Here is an 18,384-nt window from a genome sequence, read left to right as displayed (position 1 = left end):
GTGCGCTTTTTCATGGAGGTTTGTTTTTCTTTAGCTCACATAGTATACTATCGTCAATTATTAGGGATGTGACTGCGTTTGAATCTACTGAAAAAATGGCTGAATACAGAGCCTTATTTAATTGTGCTGCTCATTGTACTGACGCCGATTGGCGGAGAGTTTAAATTTTATCCGTTTGAGGACAGCTTTCGGGTCAGCTTTGGAACCGTTGTCTTTTTCTTTATCCTGCTTCAAATGAAAAGATTTCCGGCATGGGCAAGCGGCATTATCGCTGGGATATCTGTTTTTGTGTTTCGCGTGCTGCTTGATACAGCTGTGACAGGGCATCTTCCGCTTGAAGAGGCAGTTTCATTAAGATTTCCTTCCCTGCTTTATTATGTTGTCTATGGCACACTCTTTTATTTATTGAAGGTCAGACGTTTCCGCGATCAGCCATGGCTGATTGGAGCAACAGGCATCGTCATGGAGCTGTGCGCAAGCGTTGTTGAAATCATCGCACTTCGAGGCACGATGGATGAAATTTTAACGGTGAGGACGCTGTTCCAATTATTTGTTTTGGCGATATTCAGAAGCTTTTTCGTGTTGGCTTGTTATACAATGATTCGCTTATATGAAGAGCAGGCGAGAGAGCGTCAGATGAAAAAGGAAAAGGAACATCTGCTGATGCTTCTGTCTAACCTTTACACAGAATCTACATATTTTCATAAAACACTCGCACATGCTGAGCATATTACGGCTACATCCTATCAATTGTATCAATCCCTTCACCACGCAAAGGATGCGGAATCATTGGATTTGAAAAAGCTCGGTAAAACCGCCTTGCAGATTGCAGGAGAGGTGCATGAAATCAAAAAGGATAACCAGCGGATTTTTTCTGCCTTATCAAAGCTGATTCATGAGGAAAACTTTCAGGCTTATGAGAGTCCTTCTCATATCGCTGGGCTTGTCATTCGCATTCATGAAAATTATGCAGAATCTCTTAAAAAAAACATCGTCTTTCATTATGATGAAGATGGAAAGCATCCCGCCTATCACGTGTATACCATTCTATCTTTGTTAAATAACATCGTATCCAACGCTGTTGAAGCCATTCCTGTAGAAGGAGAGGTGTCACTTTCTATTTCACAGAAAGAAAACCACGTGATTTTTCAAATCAGCGACAACGGGCCTGGCATAAAAGAACGTAATCATCATGTGATTTTTAAACCGGGCTTCACTTTAAAATACGATCAGGCTGGGAATCCATCGAGCGGTATCGGGCTTGCCTATGTAAAGGATACAGCGGAGAAGCTTGGCGGAAGTGTTGAGATGAAGAGTATCCCAAATGAACAAACGATTTTCACATTAACGATACCAGTAGATCAAGTCAGTAGAAAAGAGGGGATTGGGAGATGAGATTTTTTATTGTTGATGATGATGAAGCCGTTCGTTCTTCACTGGCTCAGCTCATTGAAGATGAAGAGCTTGGCATTGTGGCCGGGGAAGCAGAGGATGGCGCAGAGTTAACAGCCAGCTACTTAAATGATTTGCACATTGATATCTTATGTATTGATCTATTGATGCCGGAAAGGGACGGGCTTGAAACGATTCGAGCGATCAAGGATGAGTTTCATGGGAAATACTTAATGCTGTCACAGGTTGAAACAAAGGAATTAATCGGACAGGCGTATACGCTTGGCGTCGAATATTATGTGACAAAGCCGATCAATCGTGTAGAGGTCTTAAGTGTTCTCCATCTGATGATTGAACGTCTTCATTTAGAGCATTCAATTGAAAATATTCAGCACTCACTCAAATCGGTCATGCAATTTCAGCAGCGCGGTCAGACGAAAACGAAGCAGCGGGGGAAAAGTCTTGCAGAGGCGGGGCAGTTTTTGCTGGCGGAGCTTGGCATTGTTGGGGAGAAGGGGTCTAAAGATTTATTAGATATGATTCTGTTTACAGACCAGTATTTAGCGCTGCATGCTGATCAGCATGATTCCTTTCCTTCTTTAAAGATCATTTTCACTGGGATTACGGAGGATAAGTTAAGTGAGCCCTATACATCGGCAGACATCGCAAGAGAAGCAAAGGCAGCCGAACAGCGGGTAAGACGTGCGATCAACCAATCATTAAAGCACATCGCATCACTTGGGCTAACCGATTTTTCTCATCCAACGTTTGAAAATTACGCATCTAAATTTTTCGATTTCACCATCGTACGAAAGAAAATGAGTGAATTGACGAAAGAGATGAGCGGAAGAGAAGAACACACCCGCATCAATGTGAAGAAATTTGTGCAGGTGCTTTACTACGAAGCGAAACGTATTTTTATGGAAGATTAAAAAAAGACATGCTCTCCAATTAAGGAGACATGTCTTTTTTTGTGATGGATTGCAGGTGCATCTGCAGTACGGAGCGTATGAGCTGAGGCGGTATACGTTCGGGCTGCACGATTCCATTCAATGCAAGCCCATTGATGACCGCATAAAGCCGCTCAGTTTCTAATAAAAGATCGATATCAGTTAGCAGCAGCCCATCCTCTTTCAATTTCATTAAACAATATTGGACCGTTTGGAAAAGCTCGTCATACATCATTGCATTGAGCGGCTGTAGATCTGGTTCAGTCAGCGCTTTGACTGTAAAAGCCTGCCACACCTCCATTTCAAATTTTCGTTCTTCATCAAGTGGAAGAAGCTGCTCCAATAAAGTGAGGACATTTTCCTTCGTTGAACCGTTTAATGAAAGCCCTGTAATCCGCTCCTTGACTCTTTCCTGAATTAAATTCATAGAGAAGAGAAATAACTCTTGCTGTGTGGAAAAATAATGACGCATAGAGCCGGCTGAAATTCCAGCTTCGACTGCTATTTTTCGTACAGAAGCGTTTTCCAATCCCTCTTGTTTAATCACTCTCATTGCAGCTTGAGCGACCTTTTGTTTTTGTTTATGGTGATCGACGATTTTTGGCATACATTGATTTTAGCATAGCTGTTGTTTTTTTAACACAGATGTGTTATTTTTTATTTAATACAATCGTATTAAAAAGGATGTGGAGAAATTGGTCGGGTTATTGATTGTGGCATGTGAAATTGGTTTTTGGCTGTTTATTCTAATGGGCTTAACGCTTCGTTATGTGTTTAAACAGAAAAAGTGGGGTGCTTTTTTTCTTGTCTGTACGCCAGTTTTAGATCTCATCCTTCTTGCGGCTACTTATATAGATTTAAGGCAAGGGGCTGTGGCGAGTGTCATCCACGGGCTTGCGGCTGTTTATATTGGTGTGAGCCTTGCCTTCGGACATCAAATGGTGAAATGGGCAGATGCTAGGTTTGCCTATCGATTTGCAGGAGGCCCTAAGCCAAAGGGAAAACCAAAGTACGGGAAAGAGCGGTCTGTGTATGAAATGATCGGCTGGGCGCGGCATTTCATTTCTTATGTTATTGGAGCAGGGCTGTTATATGGATTAACCTATCTCATACAAGCACCAGAGCGGACGGAAGCGCTGATGCAGCTTGTCAATACATGGGGGATGATCTTAACGATTGATTTCATCATTAGCATCAGCTACGTCATTTGGCCGAAAAAACATCCAGAAAATATAACAGGCTGACAAAAAAGACAGGCGAATTCACTCCGCCTGTCTTTTCTTATGATGACAGCCCTTTGTAAATGGTGTCGATATTCCATTTCATCATCTTATAGTAGCTGTCTCCATCTTCCCCTTCTTTTCCAATAGAATCGGTGAAGACTTTTCCTTTGATCGGAACCCCGGTTTCCTCAGAGAGGCTTTCAAGGCTGCGTTTATCAACACTTGTTTCAAGAAAGAGTGCAGGAACTTGATGATCTTTGACAAAATGAATAATGCGCTTCATTTGTCTTGGTGTTCCTTCACTTTCTGTGTTGATCTCCCAAATATAGCCGGCTTTCAATCCATACGCCTCTGCAAAATATTTGAATGCCCCTTCACTTGTGACAAGGAGTTTTTTATCTTTTGGCAGCTGATCAAACTTGTCTTTTGCTTCATCGTGAAGAGCTTGAAGCTTTTTGATATAGGCTTCTGCATTTTTTTCGTAATCCTCTTTATGTTCAGGGTCCGCTTGAATAAGCGCATCTCGGGCATTTTGGGCATAAAGGATCCCATTCTCAACATTCAGCCATGCGTGCGGATCTTGCTGGCTTTCAAGGCCTTTTGAGGACAAATGCTTCACTTTGACGCCTTTACTCAGCTCGGCTACAGGTGCATCATCCCCGTCCTTGCCGCTCGATTCAAGCAGCTTTTGAAACCAGCCGTTCCCTGTTTCAAGGTTCAAGCCATTATATAGAACAAGGTCTGCATCCGTCGTATACTGAACATCCTTTGGCAGTGGGTCAAATTCGTGCGGATCTGTACCAATGGGAACAATGCTGTGAATAGAGACATGCTGCCCGCCTACTTCCTTCACAATGTCATAAAGAATAGAGTAGGTCGTGACAACTTTTAATGTGCCGTCATCTTTACCGGAATTACTTTGCTTGGTCGAACAGCCTGCGATGATCATAAGGGCAATGAATACTGCGGTCAAACGGATAGCAAATACCTTCTTCATATATGTCCTCCTTTTACATAGACGCTTCCTTTTTTAAGTGCGTTCGTTTTCGTTTAGATTTTAATGATCTCCATAGAATGCCTTGCTTTGGTGAAAAGATAAAGGCGCTGCCGAATAAAATAGTCGCGACCAGCACGATGGAAGCGCCAGATGACAAGTTATACGTAAAACTAAGCCCAAGACCTACGACAGCAGAAACAGCACCGAAAAAAGCAGATAAATAAATCATGATCCAGAGCCGGTCCGTTAAGAGATAAGCGGTGGCTGCCGGCGTGATCAGCATGGCAACGACAAGAATAATCCCAACGGTTTGCAGTGATGCAACGGTCACAAGGGTCAATAAGGTCATGAGAAAATAATGAATCATACGATTCGGCAAACCGTAAACCGAAGAAATCACCGGATCAAATGAACTAATGAGCAGTTCCTTGTAGAAAACAATGACGGCTAGCAAAATAAAAATACCGATTCCCAGTGTAATCCACATATCAGATGATCGAACAGCTAGAACGTTTCCAAATAGAATATGATATAGATCACTTGAACTTTTCAAAAATGTGATCAAAATAATTCCGATTGAGAAAAAGGCTGTAAAGACAATGCCGATGGCAGAATCATTTTTTATGCGGCTGTTTTGACTCACATAACCGATCCCAATCGCTGTTAACACGCCAGTTAAAACGGCCCCGAAGAAAAAGTTAATTCCAAGCATATAAGAGATGGCGACCCCTGGCAGTACGGCATGAGAAATGGCGTCTCCCATCAGAGCCATGCCGCGTAAAATGATAAAGCAGCCGATAACGCCGCAAATGATGCCTACCATGACGGATGTAAATAGCGCTTTTTGTAAAAAAGCATATTCAAAGAGTCCGGTTAAAAATTCCATTAAACGTCTCCTCCTGCTGATTTTAAGAATGGCAGCTGTGTTTCATATGCTTCCAGCATGATCTCTGGGCGAAGGATGTCGTGTACAGGCCCTGCTTTGATGAGCTTTTTATTTAACAGAACAAGATGGCTGAAATAATCATCTGCCTTACTCAAATCATGATGGACAACCAAAATGGTTTTCCCTTCATCTCGTAATTCCTTCAAAATGCGAACCATTGTTTCTTCACTTGCCATATCAATCCCGACAAATGGTTCATCCAAACAGAAGAGCTGTGCGTTTTGAGCGAGTGCCCTTGCAAGGAAGACACGCTGCTGCTGTCCGCCGGATAACTCACCGATTTGTCTTTTGGCAAAGTCCTGCATCCCGACTTTTTCTAAACAGTGATACGCATATGCCCGGTCTTCTTTTTTTGGACGTTTGATTAGTCCGAGCTTCGGATATGTTCCAAGTAGTACGGTATCCAGTACATGAATCGGAAACGTCCAATCTAAATCATTTCTCTGCGGTACATAGGCGATCTGTTTTCTGACGTGTTTAAAGGGCTGTTCAAAAAAACGAATATCCCCTTGGTCTTTTTCAATGAGATCCAAACATGCCTTGAGTAACGTCGATTTACCAGCACCATTTGGACCGATGATTCCTGTCATTGTCCCTTCCTGTATGGAAAGAGAGACATTCTCTAATGCATCCTGTCCGTGATATGAGACATGAAGACGGTCGATTGTTAAAGCATTTGACATCTCTTGCGGCCCCTTTCAATCATCATTGCACTTCCTAAAGATATATGCATAAATTAAATAATTTTGACTAAAGGATGAAATGATTCTCTAATGCTAATTTGTTTCCTTAGGGAAACTTTTATTTTATTCTAAGCGTCTATCCTTCTTTTGTAAAGAGAAAAACTGCAAACGATCGTTTTTATGTTATGCGGGGGGCGGGGGACATGAGCTTGGTTTATTGAAAATCCGTGTGACAGAATTGGACACAAAAAACCAATTATTTCTTCAGAAATGATTGACAGAAGACGAGAACTCCTCATATAATAAAGGTAATCCAATATATGAATATATGCTCATATATAAAGTTTTTGATTTTTAATAGGTTTCATCGATCCAGGGAACGTTACTTATCATATAGAAAAAAGGTGAGAACATGAAAAAAATGAAGGATGAATACGTATTAAGCGGTCTTGATTGTGGAAACTGTGCACGTAAAATTGAAACAGGTGTCAGCAAAATGGATGGCGTTGAAGCTTGTTCCGTTAATTTTGCGACAGGGACATTGACTGTCACACATGCAGATAAGCAAGAAACGATGTCAAAACGTATTGAAAAAACGGTTCAGTCCATCGAACCTCATGTGAGTGTATCACCAAAAGAAGAAGGGCATCACCACGATCACGATCATGATCATGGGACAAAAAATTTAAAAGCGATTGTGCTCAAATTAATTGGCGGTGCAGTCATTGGAACAGCAGCTTATTTTATACCAGAAGACGGCTTACTGAAATTTATCATGTTTTTCGCAGCGTATTTACTAGTCGGCGGCGATGTGGTTTTTAAAGCGCTGAAAAATATCGTGCGCGGCCAAGTATTTGATGAAAACTTCTTAATGACCATTGCAACAGCTGGCGCTTTTGTCATTCAGCAATATCCAGAGGCACTGGCAGTGATGCTGTTTTACCAAATTGGAGAGCTGTTCCAAGGAGCAGCAGTGAATCGTTCAAGACGATCCATTAGTGAACTAATGAATATTCGCCCTGAATATGCGAATCTCAAAGTAGGAAATGAAACGAAAAAAGTGAAGCCGGAAGAAGTAAAAGTCGGTGACCGTATCATCGTAAAACCGGGCGAAAAAATTCCACTTGATGGTCTCGTCATTGAAGGCTTTTCACTCGTGGATACCTCTGCATTAACAGGTGAGTCTGTGCCGCGGGATGTAGAAGCAGGGAAAGAAGTTCTTGCAGGATTTGTGAATCAAAACGGTATTCTTGAAATTGAAGTGCAAAAAGGGCTAAGCGAATCGGCAGTGACGAAAATTTTAGATTTGGTTGAAAATGCGAGCAGCCGAAAAGCACAGACAGAAAACTTTATCACAAAGTTTGCAAAATACTATACACCGGCTGTCGTTGTATTGGCATTGCTGCTTGCCTTTGTGCCGCCGCTTCTCATTCCATCAGCTCAATTGTCTGACTGGGTTTACCGGGCACTCGTTTTCCTTGTGATTTCTTGTCCTTGTGCGCTTGTCGTGTCCATCCCATTAGGGTTCTTCGGAGGAATTGGGGCAGCTTCTAAACGAGGCATCCTTGTAAAAGGCAGTAACTATCTAGAAGCACTAAACTCTGTGAGCTATGCTGTATTTGATAAGACGGGCACACTCACAAAAGGGAACTTTACAGTGACCAATATCGTGACAACGAGCGATAAGTGGTCAGAAGAAGAACTGCTTTCTTTTGCAGCTTTAGCAGAAGCCCACTCCTCACATCCGATTGCCGAATCAATTAAAGCGGCATATGGTTCGCCGCTTGATGAAAGCCAGATCGAAGCATATGAAGATATTGCGGGACATGGAATTAAAGCAACCATCAGTGGTTCCCAAGTGTTAGCGGGTAATCATCGCTTGATGGAACGAGAAGGCATTTCATATGAAAAAGAAAAACGAAGCGGAACGGTTGTGTACATGGCCATTAACGGTGAGTTTGCCGGATCGATCTTGATTGCAGATGAATTAAAGGATGATGCAATTGAAGCCGTCTCAGCTCTAAAAGCATCTGGCATTCAAACAGTCATGCTGACTGGTGATGCCAAGCAAGTTGGAACAGCGGTCGCCCAGCAAATTGGCATTGATGAAGTACATGCCGAATTATTGCCGCAGGATAAAGTAACGAAATTAGAAGAAATTGATCAGAAAAAAGCGCCTCAAGAAAAATTATTATTTGTTGGGGACGGCATTAATGATACACCGGTATTAGCAAGAGCAGACATAGGAATTGCGATGGGCGGACTTGGTTCAGATGCAGCGGTAGAAGCGGCTGATATCGTCATTATGACAGACCAGCCGTCAAAAGTTGCAGAAGCCATCGCTGTCGCTAAACGAACAAGAAGAATTGTATGGCAGAATATTGCTTTTGCTCTTGGGGTGAAAGGTGTTTTCCTATTACTCGGTGCATTTGGGATTGCGACGATGTGGGAAGCCGTCTTCTCAGATGTCGGTGTGACTGTACTCGCTGTTTTAAATGCCATGAGGGTGATGAAATAAAATTGTTAGGAAAAATTCATGAATACCATCTTTCATAATGAATCCCCTCTTGTTAAAATAGAAGAAGTTGGATAATGGCATTATTCTAAGCTATTATCCTTTTTCTTTTGAAGGAATGAAAAAGATAAGGTAGGTGCTTATGTGAGTAAAAAAAATAATCAATCATCATCCATTAAATTTGCTGTCATTTTAACCATTATCGCAGCTCTTCTCATCGGATTATTCGTCGTCATTGGAAATAACAACAGCAAAGAAGCACAAACGGTTGACAGTAAGCCTTCTATTAAAGGACAGCCTGTTATGGGGGATAAAAACGCAGCGGTGCAAATCGTCGAGTTTGGGGATTATAAATGTCCGTCATGTAAATCATTTGAAACAGACATTTTCCCAAAGCTGAAAGCGGACTACATAGATAAAGGCGATGTATCATTTTCGTTTATTAACTTGCCACTTCCTGTTCATGGAGATGGCGCAGTGCTGGCAGCACTAGCTTCTGAAGAAGTGTGGAAAGAAGATCCGAAAAACTTTTGGGCATTTCATGAAGCTGTCTATCAAGCACAGCCAGATAGTGAAGCAGAATGGGTCACGCCTGCTAAGCTGACAGAGCTAGCGAAAAAGACAACAAAAATAGATACGGACAAGCTTAAAGATAACCTATCAAAGAAAACATATCAGCCGCAGCTGAACACAGACGATCAGCTTGTGAACCAATATAAAGTGAATGCAACACCAACTCTTTTCATTAACAATAAACAAGTCGAAAACTTTTATGACTATGATGAAATCAAAGAATTAATTGATCAAGAGCTCAAAGGGAAAAAATCATGAAGAATAAGCTTGTTTACTTATACAGTGCTTGGATCGTTTCTATCGTTGCGACGATGAGCAGCCTGTATTTAAGTGAAGTAAAGAAGTTTATCCCATGCGATATGTGCTGGTTTCAGCGCATTTTCATGTACCCGCTCGTGCTTTTACTTGGAATTGCGACATTCAGAGGCGATGTGAAAGTGAAATATTACGTTCTGCCTTTGGCTGTGATTGGCGCTTGTTTTTCTATCTATCATTATATGGAACAAAAGATACCTGGCTTTGCATCGATTCGCCCTTGCTTGAGCGGTATTCCTTGTTCCGTTGATTATTTGAACTGGTTTGGTTTTATCACCATTCCACTACTAGCCCTTATTGCATTTATTCTCATCATCATTAGTATGCTGCTGTTAAATGCAAAAGAAGATTGAAAGAGATAGCCTGCTTATAAGCGGGCTATTTTTTATTTTTGCAAAAAGATAAAATTTAAAGAAAATTTGTATTGCTTTTCACCTGCGTCAGATATACATTAAGGGAGTAGTGTTAGATGATCAGATAAAGGTAAGGAGATAAGCGGAAAATGGCATGGGAAGTCTTAAGTATTATTGGCATTGTCGCATTCGCCATTAGTGGTGCGATCGTGGCAATGGAGGAAGAGTACGATATTCTTGGTGTGTACATTTTAGGGATTGTGACAGCATTTGGCGGTGGAGCGATTCGGAATCTATTAATTGGTCTGCCGGTGTCTGCTTTATGGTCACAGGGCAAAATGTTTACGATTGCCCTTGTATCCATTACGATTGTGTTTCTTTTTCCAAAGCTTTTGCTCAAGCATTGGAGCACATGGGGGAATTTCTCGGATGCGATCGGTTTAGCAGCGTTTGCGATTCAAGGCGCATTATTTGCTGTGCAAAGAGAACTCCCGCTCAGTGCAGTTATTGTGGCAGCCATTTTGACTGGAAGCGGCGGCGGAATTGTGCGTGATTTATTAGCAGGGCGGAAGCCGCTTGTGCTAAAAGCAGAGATTTACGCCGTATGGGCAGCCCTTGGCGGCTTATTCGTCGGACTTGGCTTAGCGCAAGGAGAGCTTGCTTTATATCTGCTGTTTGTCATCCTCGTCGTATGCAGAGTTTGTTCCTACTTATTCAAATGGCGCCTTCCCGCCAGATCTTATTTTTTAAATAAAGGGTAAAACGAAAAAAGGGCGATTCCGCTCTTTTTTTTGTGTTTAATAAGAGCTGAATATCAGCAGATGATGGAGTTTTCGTGTAAAATAAAAGTAGGGTCTTTTGTTCATCATTTGAACAATACATATGATGAAAATTTTGTCAGCTGGCTGAATATCTAGATTCAGCCTTTTTTTGCCTAGATGGATTGTTATGTGTTGGTTTCACTTTTTGCGGAATACTAAAAAAGCACTTCTGAGCGGACGGATGGATGAAATGAACACATCTTTGCATGTAAGCAAAACTTGACGAAAAATATACATAGGAGGGACATGTACTAGTGGAGATTTTTTTGGCAGTGCTTGTACTACTGGCACTCATTGCAGTATCTAATATTATCAATCGTTTTGTCCCCTTTATTCCCGTTCCGTTAATTCAAGTGGGCTTAGGAATATTGGTGGCAGCTTTTCCTTCAGGTTTACATATTTCTTTAAATCCTGAACTCTTCTTCGTTCTATTTATTGCGCCGCTGTTATTTAATGACGGGAAGCGTACCCCAAGGGACGAGCTATGGAAATTAAGAGCACCGATTCTTCTTTTAGCGCTTGGTTTAGTGTTTGCGACCGTCATTGTAGCGGGATATACCATTCATTGGATGATTCCAAGCATACCGCTTCCAGCCGCATTTGCGCTTGCAGCAATTTTATCACCGACAGATGTGGTGGCAGTAAGTGCTTTATCCAGCCGTGTGAATATGCCAAAGGGCATCATGAGACTGCTGGAAGGCGAAGGGTTGATGAACGATGCATCAGGACTTGTCGCCTTTAAATTTGCCATTGCCGCAACGGTGACGGGAGCATTTTCAATTGCTCAGGCATCCTTTAGTTTTGTACTGATTGCAGCAGGCGGGTTATTGACTGGATTTATTCTATCCTTTTTTATCATTCGTTTTCGCTATTTTCTCCGCCGTTTAGGAATGGACGATGTCACAATGCATATCATCCTGCAAATCCTTACACCATTTGTGATTTATTTAGCAGCGGAAGAAATCGGTGTATCTGGAATTTTAGCCGTTGTGGCTGGCGGTGTGACACATGCCATTGAGCAAGACCGAATGGAAGCGAATTTAGCCAAACTGCAAATTGCTTCATCAAACACATGGAATATTATTTTATTTATTTTAAACGGACTTGTTTTCGTTTTACTTGGATTGCAGATTCCGGATGTTTCTACAGTCATTTTCCAAGATGAATCCTTTAACAACATGCAGGTGATTGGCTACATCTTAATTATTACGCTATGTCTCATGGTGCTGCGGTTCTTATGGGTATGGCTGTTCTGGGCAGGAAAATGGAGTGCAACGAAAAAGCAAAATGTGAAAAAACCTAAGCTTCGTGCCTCGATGCTCATGACATTCTCTGGTGTCCGCGGGGCTGTGACATTAGCCGGTGCCTTCTCTATCCCATTTACGCTCGCGGACGGATCACCATTTCCAGAGCGGCATTTGATTATCTTCCTCGCAGCAGGCGTCATCTTATGTACACTCATTTTAGCCAGTGTGTTACTGCCTCTTTTATCTGAGAAAAAAGACAAACAAGTCGACGTGGACTTGGATACAAAGATTCAGCATGCGAAACGGAAGCTGCTGAGAAGTGCGATTAAAACGTTAAAAGAAGGGATGAATGAGGACAACAGGGAAGTATCCCTTGCACTCATCAATGATTACCGAATGAAGCTGAGAAATATCCAGCGTGAACCATACCAATTCGGGATGAGAAAACAAGAGCGAAAAATCAGACTGCACGGCATCAAAGCAGAACAGATGAAACTTCAACAATTAATTGATGAAGAGAAAATTGACAAGGAAGAAGCCTATGAGCTGCAAGAGAGATTTCATGAGCTGGAAATGCTGTATTCAAACTCCTTCAAAATCCGTTTTTCAAAGGTGAAGTTTCTCCGCTTGCTTCAATGGCTGCAATTATGGCGGCCGAATCAGCACATTTCAAGCGGTATTTTAGAAAAAGAGGACGCGTACAAACAAATCCGTAAGAGAACGGCTGAGGCTGCGGTAGACTCGATCAAACAGCATATGACAGATGAAAACCAGCAAACATGCCACCAAGTGATTGGTTTTTACAACCAAGTGATTTACCGCTGTGAACACGGTCCAAGCTTCTTCCAGCAAAAAGACCGTTCATTTGACCGGAAGAAAAAAGAGCTTAACTTCCAAGCTGTACAGTCGATTCGAAATGAAATTCAAACCTTATATGAAGATGGTGAGATCAATCGTGATATTGCCCATCATTTAAGGGAGTATATCAATGACATGGAAGCTGTTCTGCTCACCAATACGTGATGTTGTCATCTTCTCCCTCGTGTTTTATGATGAAGAAAGAGAACGAGCAGAGGGGAGATTAATGATGGCGTATTATGGAGCGATTGAAGCTGGGGGTACAAAATTTTGTTGTGCAATCGGCAATGAGCATGGAGACATCTTGGAGGAAATGACGATTCCGACAGAGCACCCAGAGAAAACAATACAGCAGCTTATTCCATTTTTTAAGCAGCATGACATTGCAGCATTAGGGGTTGGCTCCTTTGGACCCATTTGTGTTCAAAAGGATGATCCTTCATACGGTTATATTATGAACACGCCGAAAGTGGAGTGGAAGCATTATCCGTTCATTCCTGAGCTTGAGAAGCAATTAGGTGTCCCAGTATCCTTTACAACAGATGTCAATGCCGCAGCACTAGGTGAATTAACAAAAGGGGCAGCCAAAGGGCTAAGCAGCTGTTTGTATATCACGGTCGGTACAGGCATTGGTGCGGGAGCTGTTGTGAAAAATGAGCTTCTACACGGCCATTCACATCCTGAGATGGGACATATCCTTATCAGACAGGATGAATCAGATCCGTTTGCAGGTGTCTGTCCGGCACATAGAAATTGCTTAGAAGGGCTGGCAGCTGGACCAGCGATTGAGAAAAGGTGGGGAAAACCCGCCAAAGAGCTTACGCAGGAAGAAGCGGTTTGGGCACTTGAAGCGGATTATTTAGCGCAGGCGCTGATGCAGTACTCACTCATTTTAAGCCCAGAGCGCATCATCATGGGCGGAGGCGTCATGAAACAAAAGCAGCTATTCCCACTCATTCGAGAGAAGCTGGCTGCTTATGTCAATGATTATGTGGATCTGCCGCCGCTTGATACATACATTGTCTCCCCCGGGCTTGAGGACAAGGCTGGCATGACAGGTGCACTGCTCTTAGCCATCGAAGCGAAGAGAAACGCCTGATAATAGAGTTTTGAAGCACAACATGAGATAATGAAAGAGATGGAATCTATAAAAAAGGTGGTTGTTAAAATGGTCAAAAGCTTGAATGATACCGTAACATTGAATAACGGAGTCGAAATGCCTTGGTTTGGTTTAGGTGTATTCAAAGTGGAGGACGGCAATCAAGTGGTAGATGCCGTAAAAGCAGCCATACGAAACGGATATCGCAGCATTGATACGGCAGCTGTTTATAAAAATGAGACAGGCGTAGGAAAAGCGATTAAAGAATCTGGCGTGAAACGAGAAGACTTATTTATCACATCTAAAGTATGGAACACAGATCAAGGCTATGAAAAAGCGCTTGAAGCGTTTGACGCAAGCTTAAACCGATTAGGTCTTGATTACTTAGACCTCTATTTGATTCATTGGCCTGGACCAAATGCAGATACATTTAAAGACACATGGCGCGCACTTGAGAAGCTTTATAAAGATGGGAAAGTCAGAGCCATTGGAGTCAGCAATTTCTACATTCAGCATTTAGAAGAGCTGTTAAAAGATGCTGAGGTTGTTCCAGCTGTGAACCAAGTGGAATTTCATCCGAAACTGACACTTGTTGAACTGCGTCAATATGCAAAGGAAAAAGGCATTCAAATTGAGGCATGGTCTCCGCTGATGCAAGGGAAGCTATTAGATCATGACGTATTGAAAGACATTGCTGCACGCTACAACAAATCTGTTGCTCAAGTCATCTTGCGCTGGGATCTGCAAAGCGGTGTCGTGACAATTCCAAAATCAATCAATGAAGAACGCATTAAACAAAATGCAGACATCTTTGACTTCGAGCTTTCCAAAGAAGACATGGAAAAAATCGATGCATTAAACAATAACGAACGCGTCGGCTCAAATCCAGAGACGATGACGGTTGGGTTTGAATAATAATAAAATCCTCTTTCTTATATGAGAAAGAGGATTTTTTACGTACTGCTTCGGCGCACAGCCAAGAGCATGATAAAAGATAGGATCACAATACAAATCGTCCAAGCCCAAGCAAGCTCCATTCGTCCAGAATCAATTGCCACATAGATTGCGGTTGGGAGTGTTTGCGTTTTTCCTGGGATGTTGCCGGCAAACATTAAGGTCGCCCCGAATTCTCCAAGGGCTCTAGCAAAGCTGAGGACGCTGCCTGACAATAGAGAAGGCAGGGCAAGCGGTACTGTAATATAGAGAAAGACTTGGAATGAATGAGCACCATCTACTTTTGCAGCCCCTTCAATGTCTGACTCAATCGTAGAAAATCCAGCTTTTGCAGATTGATACATAAGCGGGAATGCCACAACCGTCGATGCAATAACTGCCGCCCACCATGTAAAAATGACAGGCTGGTGGAAGATCCATTCAATCACGCCTCCGATCAAGCTATGCCTTCCGAATATGACGAGCAATAAAAACCCTACAACTGTTGGCGGAAGGACAAGCGGCATCATCAAAAGCGTTTCTACGATCATTTTCCCCTTAAATGAAGTTCGCGCCATCCAATAGCCAATCATTGTACCAAAAACTGTTGCCAGCAGCCCGCTCACAATGGCAACTTGCACAGACAGCCAGATGGGAGATAGGAATTCTTCAGTGAGCATGGGCATTATGTTACTTGAAAGCCGTACTTTTTAAAAATGGATTTGGCTGCTTTTGATTGAAGAAATTGAAAAAAGGACTTGGCTTCCTCTAAATGTTCTGTCCCTTTTACGATCCCTACTGGGTAAATGATCGGGGAATGCATGTCCTGATTGGCTTCAGCTGCAATCTTTACTTTTTTGGAAACGAGGGCATCTGTCTTATACACAACACCTGCTTCCACATTTCTTGTTTCTACGTAGCTTAAAACTTGCCGCACATCCTTGCCGTACACAGCGTTCTTTTTCACTTGATCCCAGATGTTCAGCTTTGTGAAAATCTCTTTGCCGTATGTACCAGCAGGAACGGATTCAGGTGTGCCAAGAGCAACCTTTCCTTTTATGTGCTGGGCGTCTTGAAAGCTTTTAATAGAGGAAGAGTGATCTTTTGGCACAATGAGTACAAGCTCATTTTGGATAGCATCCTTGATAAAATGTTGATCGATGTCTCCAGATTTCACAAGCTCATCAAAGGGCGCTTCAGCTGCAGAGAAAAAGAGATCCGCTTTTGCCCCTTGAGCGATTTGCTGCTTCAATGCGCCGGATGACCCGAAATTATTTGTTAATGTCACATTCGGATGCTCATCATTATAAGTAGATTCAATTTCCTTTAGTGCATCCTGAAGACTTGCCGCAGCTGAAATGACAAGCTCAGTTTTTTTTGTTGTATCCGATGACTTCATCTCTGTTTGACACCCGCTCAGGAGCAAACAGATGGCGATGAAGGCGAAGAACGCATACTTCATGTTCACACCTCTTATTATTCAATATCATCTGTATCCTTTATTATAAGCAAACTTATTTGACCATTCATAGGCTTTCAGTAAAAAGAGAAAAGAAAAGCCGCCAGAAGGCGACTTTTAATGCTGATAAAAACGGAGCAAATTCCCATTGATCACTTTGTCTGATAAGGAAAGCTCTTTATTGGCTTTTTCGATATAAGGCTGACACACCTCATCCTGTTCAACAGGCTCTTTTGTTTTTTGATCATAGCAGGTGTTCTTTGTATAGAGATAATCATTTGTAATAAAGTTCCCGTTTCTCAAAACAGCAAAAGGCGTCCGTTCGTTTGAAAATAAGTCATTGCCAAATTGAATGGCATCCTTCGTTTCAATACCGAGTAAGTGCAGGAGTGTCGGCTTCACGTCGATTTGCCCAGCTGTTTCAGAAATTGTCTGCGGTGCTTGGTCTGTGACTCCCGGAATGTAAATCAAAAAGGGAACCCGCTGCAATTTCACAGCATCAAACGGTGTGATTTCATCTTTATTGAGCAGCTCTGCCATTGCCTGATGATGTGCCTCGGAGATGCCATAGTGATCCCCCATGAGAACAAACATTGTATTGTCATACAGTCCTTCTTCTTTCATACGTTCAAAAAATGTCTTAATGGCTTCATCCTGATAGCGGACGGTCGTCACATAGCGGTTTAAAATGGCGCTGGACGAATCATATTCATCAATCAATTGATCGTTTGGATCGATTTCAAATGGAAAGTGATTGGTCAAGGTAATGAACGTGCTGTAATAAGGTGCCTTCAACTTTTTTAAATAATCAATGGATTGGTCAAAGAAGTCGATATCCTTTAAGCCCCAGCCAGTTGAATTCTGTTCATTGACTTGATACGAATCGACATCATAAAAGCGGTCAATCCCAAACGATTCATACATCACATCACGATTCCAAAACGTTTTATTATTCGCATGAAATTGGACGGATTGATAGTTCTTTTTTTTCAGCTGCTTGTATAACGTGTCGTATTCGTTGTCACTCGCTGTGAAAAAGACAGCGCCGCTGCTAGATGGATAGAGGGAATTTGCGACAATAAACTCTGAATCCGACGTCTTTCCTTGCTCAGTCTGCTGATAAAATTCATCAAAATAAAAACTCTTTTTAGCGAGTTGATTTAAAAAGGGGGTGATGTATTGTCCATTCACCTTTTGATCAACGACAAATTGCTGGGTTGATTCGAGTGAAATGAACACAACGTTCTTGCCTTTAGCAAGTCCAAAGTACTCTTCGTTTGGTGCACTGTAATCAGCCTTTGTGTAGTTAGCTACGGTTGAAAGTGTATCTTCATCTGCAAAGGCTTTTTGTCCAATTCGCGCTGTTTGGGCAGCACCGTCATACAGGTGGAACTGGAACAACCCAAGGTTTCGTACAATCACTTCTCGATCATAAGAGCTTGTCAGAAAACGAGGGTGATCCATCATGGCTGAACTGACATGAAACAATAGAAAGCTGCAGCACACGGCATAATATGTTTTGATCGTCTTGAAGGAGGCTTTTGGTGCTAAAGGTTTACGCTTTAACAGCCATGCCAGTACCACGAAATCAATGAGCATCAGTAAAAACAGCGGGTGGAACAATTCTGTCATACTGCTGCCCATATCCCCCATGTTTTTCGCTTGGAATAATACAGGGATCGTAATGAAATCAATATAAAATCCATAAAAGATCGTATTCGCTATGAGAATCGCCGTCAAAATAAAATTTGCGGTCAATAAAAAAATCTTTTGCTTCTTTTCATTTAAAAAAAGAGCAATCCCAAACAAAGGGAGCAAAAAGCTAAGTGGATTGATCAAAAGCAGCCATTCATGAAACAGATTGGCCGTTCTTATGTGAAATCCGAATTGATATATGATGTATGTTTTCATCCACATGAAGAGGATGGAATACACTAAAAACCAGTGATTTTTGAAGAACGCTTTCATTTATGTAGCTCCTCATCATTCTGTATTCAGCTGCAAGGCAAAAACACTTATC

At 42.1% G+C, this 18,384-nt stretch carries 17 protein-coding genes; 10 read left to right on the top strand and 7 right to left on the bottom strand.

The window, feature by feature from the left end:
* Window positions 1-78 precede the first annotated feature (78 nt).
* Window positions 79-1,395 carry a sensor histidine kinase gene (locus tag MHI23_RS15595; protein WP_034623877.1) on the top strand — a complete coding sequence of 439 codons (1,317 nt, stop codon included), beginning with the start codon at window positions 79-81 and terminating at the stop codon, window positions 1,393-1,395.
* Window positions 1,392-2,324: a response regulator gene (locus tag MHI23_RS15590; protein WP_024426048.1), complete on the top strand. Its 933-nt coding sequence runs from the start codon at window positions 1,392-1,394 to the stop codon at window positions 2,322-2,324. Before MHI23_RS15595 ends, MHI23_RS15590 begins: the two co-directional genes overlap by 4 nt.
* A 19-nt stretch (window positions 2,325-2,343) precedes the next feature.
* Here the strand turns inward: MHI23_RS15590 and MHI23_RS15585 are convergent, their stop codons facing one another.
* On the bottom strand, window positions 2,344-2,949 hold the full coding sequence (locus MHI23_RS15585; RefSeq protein ID WP_268479088.1) for a TetR/AcrR family transcriptional regulator: 606 nt from the start codon (window positions 2,947-2,949) through the stop codon (window positions 2,344-2,346).
* A gap of 88 nt (window positions 2,950-3,037) precedes the next feature.
* On the opposite strand from MHI23_RS15585, the gene MHI23_RS15580 reads away from it, so the two are divergent.
* The gene (locus tag MHI23_RS15580) at window positions 3,038-3,586 is read left to right on the top strand and encodes a hypothetical protein (RefSeq protein ID WP_268479089.1); all 549 of its coding nucleotides are present in this window, start codon (window positions 3,038-3,040) and stop codon (window positions 3,584-3,586) included.
* Between the two features lie 37 nt (window positions 3,587-3,623).
* Here MHI23_RS15580 and MHI23_RS15575 read toward each other — a convergent pair whose 3' ends face one another.
* From MHI23_RS15575 to MHI23_RS15565, 3 genes are read right to left on the bottom strand one after another with little or no spacing between them, the layout of a single operon-like run.
* Entirely contained in the window at window positions 3,624-4,562 is a 939-nt protein-coding gene (locus tag MHI23_RS15575; protein WP_342492072.1) for a metal ABC transporter substrate-binding protein, read from the bottom strand.
* Between the two features lie 13 nt (window positions 4,563-4,575).
* Window positions 4,576-5,448, bottom strand: a complete 873-nt coding sequence (locus tag MHI23_RS15570; RefSeq protein ID WP_024423468.1) for a metal ABC transporter permease — start codon at window positions 5,446-5,448, stop codon at window positions 4,576-4,578.
* Window positions 5,448-6,191: a metal ABC transporter ATP-binding protein gene (locus MHI23_RS15565; protein ID WP_024426045.1), complete on the bottom strand. Its 744-nt coding sequence runs from the start codon at window positions 6,189-6,191 to the stop codon at window positions 5,448-5,450. Before MHI23_RS15565 ends, MHI23_RS15570 begins: the two co-directional genes overlap by 1 nt.
* A gap of 412 nt (window positions 6,192-6,603) precedes the next feature.
* Between MHI23_RS15565 and MHI23_RS15560 the strand changes: the two genes are divergently transcribed.
* From MHI23_RS15560 to MHI23_RS15530, 7 genes are all read left to right on the top strand, one after another.
* Complete coding sequence (locus MHI23_RS15560) at window positions 6,604-8,709, top strand: heavy metal translocating P-type ATPase (protein WP_342492071.1); 2,106 nt, start codon at window positions 6,604-6,606, stop codon at window positions 8,707-8,709.
* Window positions 8,710-8,850: 141 nt separating this feature from the next.
* On the top strand, window positions 8,851-9,537 hold the full coding sequence (locus tag MHI23_RS15555) for a DsbA family protein (protein ID WP_044331353.1): 687 nt from the start codon (window positions 8,851-8,853) through the stop codon (window positions 9,535-9,537).
* On the top strand, window positions 9,534-9,947 hold the full coding sequence (locus MHI23_RS15550) for a disulfide oxidoreductase (RefSeq protein WP_024423464.1): 414 nt from the start codon (window positions 9,534-9,536) through the stop codon (window positions 9,945-9,947). Before MHI23_RS15555 ends, MHI23_RS15550 begins: the two co-directional genes overlap by 4 nt.
* Before the next feature lie 149 nt (window positions 9,948-10,096).
* Complete coding sequence (locus MHI23_RS15545) at window positions 10,097-10,708, top strand: trimeric intracellular cation channel family protein (RefSeq protein ID WP_024423463.1); 612 nt, start codon at window positions 10,097-10,099, stop codon at window positions 10,706-10,708.
* Between the two features lie 314 nt (window positions 10,709-11,022).
* Window positions 11,023-13,038, top strand: a complete 2,016-nt coding sequence (locus tag MHI23_RS15540; RefSeq protein WP_342492070.1) for a Na+/H+ antiporter — start codon at window positions 11,023-11,025, stop codon at window positions 13,036-13,038.
* 64 nt (window positions 13,039-13,102) lie between these two features.
* Window positions 13,103-13,972 (top strand): ROK family protein, encoded by an 870-nt coding sequence (locus MHI23_RS15535; protein ID WP_025094108.1) that lies wholly within the window; start codon window positions 13,103-13,105, stop codon window positions 13,970-13,972.
* Window positions 13,973-14,041: 69 nt separating this feature from the next.
* Complete coding sequence (locus MHI23_RS15530) at window positions 14,042-14,887, top strand: aldo/keto reductase (protein ID WP_024423460.1); 846 nt, start codon at window positions 14,042-14,044, stop codon at window positions 14,885-14,887.
* A 38-nt stretch (window positions 14,888-14,925) separates the two neighbouring features.
* Here MHI23_RS15530 and modB read toward each other — a convergent pair whose 3' ends face one another.
* From modB to MHI23_RS15515, 3 genes are all read right to left on the bottom strand, one after another.
* Complete coding sequence (gene modB, locus MHI23_RS15525; protein WP_024426042.1) at window positions 14,926-15,591, bottom strand: molybdate ABC transporter permease subunit; 666 nt, start codon at window positions 15,589-15,591, stop codon at window positions 14,926-14,928.
* Window positions 15,591-16,367, bottom strand: a complete 777-nt coding sequence (modA, locus tag MHI23_RS15520) for a molybdate ABC transporter substrate-binding protein (RefSeq protein ID WP_342492069.1) — start codon at window positions 16,365-16,367, stop codon at window positions 15,591-15,593. Before modA ends, modB begins: the two co-directional genes overlap by 1 nt.
* Before the next feature lie 114 nt (window positions 16,368-16,481).
* Entirely contained in the window at window positions 16,482-18,332 is a 1,851-nt protein-coding gene (locus MHI23_RS15515; protein WP_024423457.1) for an LTA synthase family protein, read from the bottom strand.
* Between the last annotated feature and the right edge of the window lie 52 nt (window positions 18,333-18,384).

Source organism: Bacillus sp. FSL M7-0003 (genome assembly GCF_038628485.1).
Taxonomy (GTDB): Bacteria; Bacillota; Bacilli; order Bacillales; family Bacillaceae; genus Bacillus; species Bacillus safensis.
Note: the sequence above shows the minus strand (reverse complement) of the source record. Positions and strands in the feature narration are given on the sequence as shown.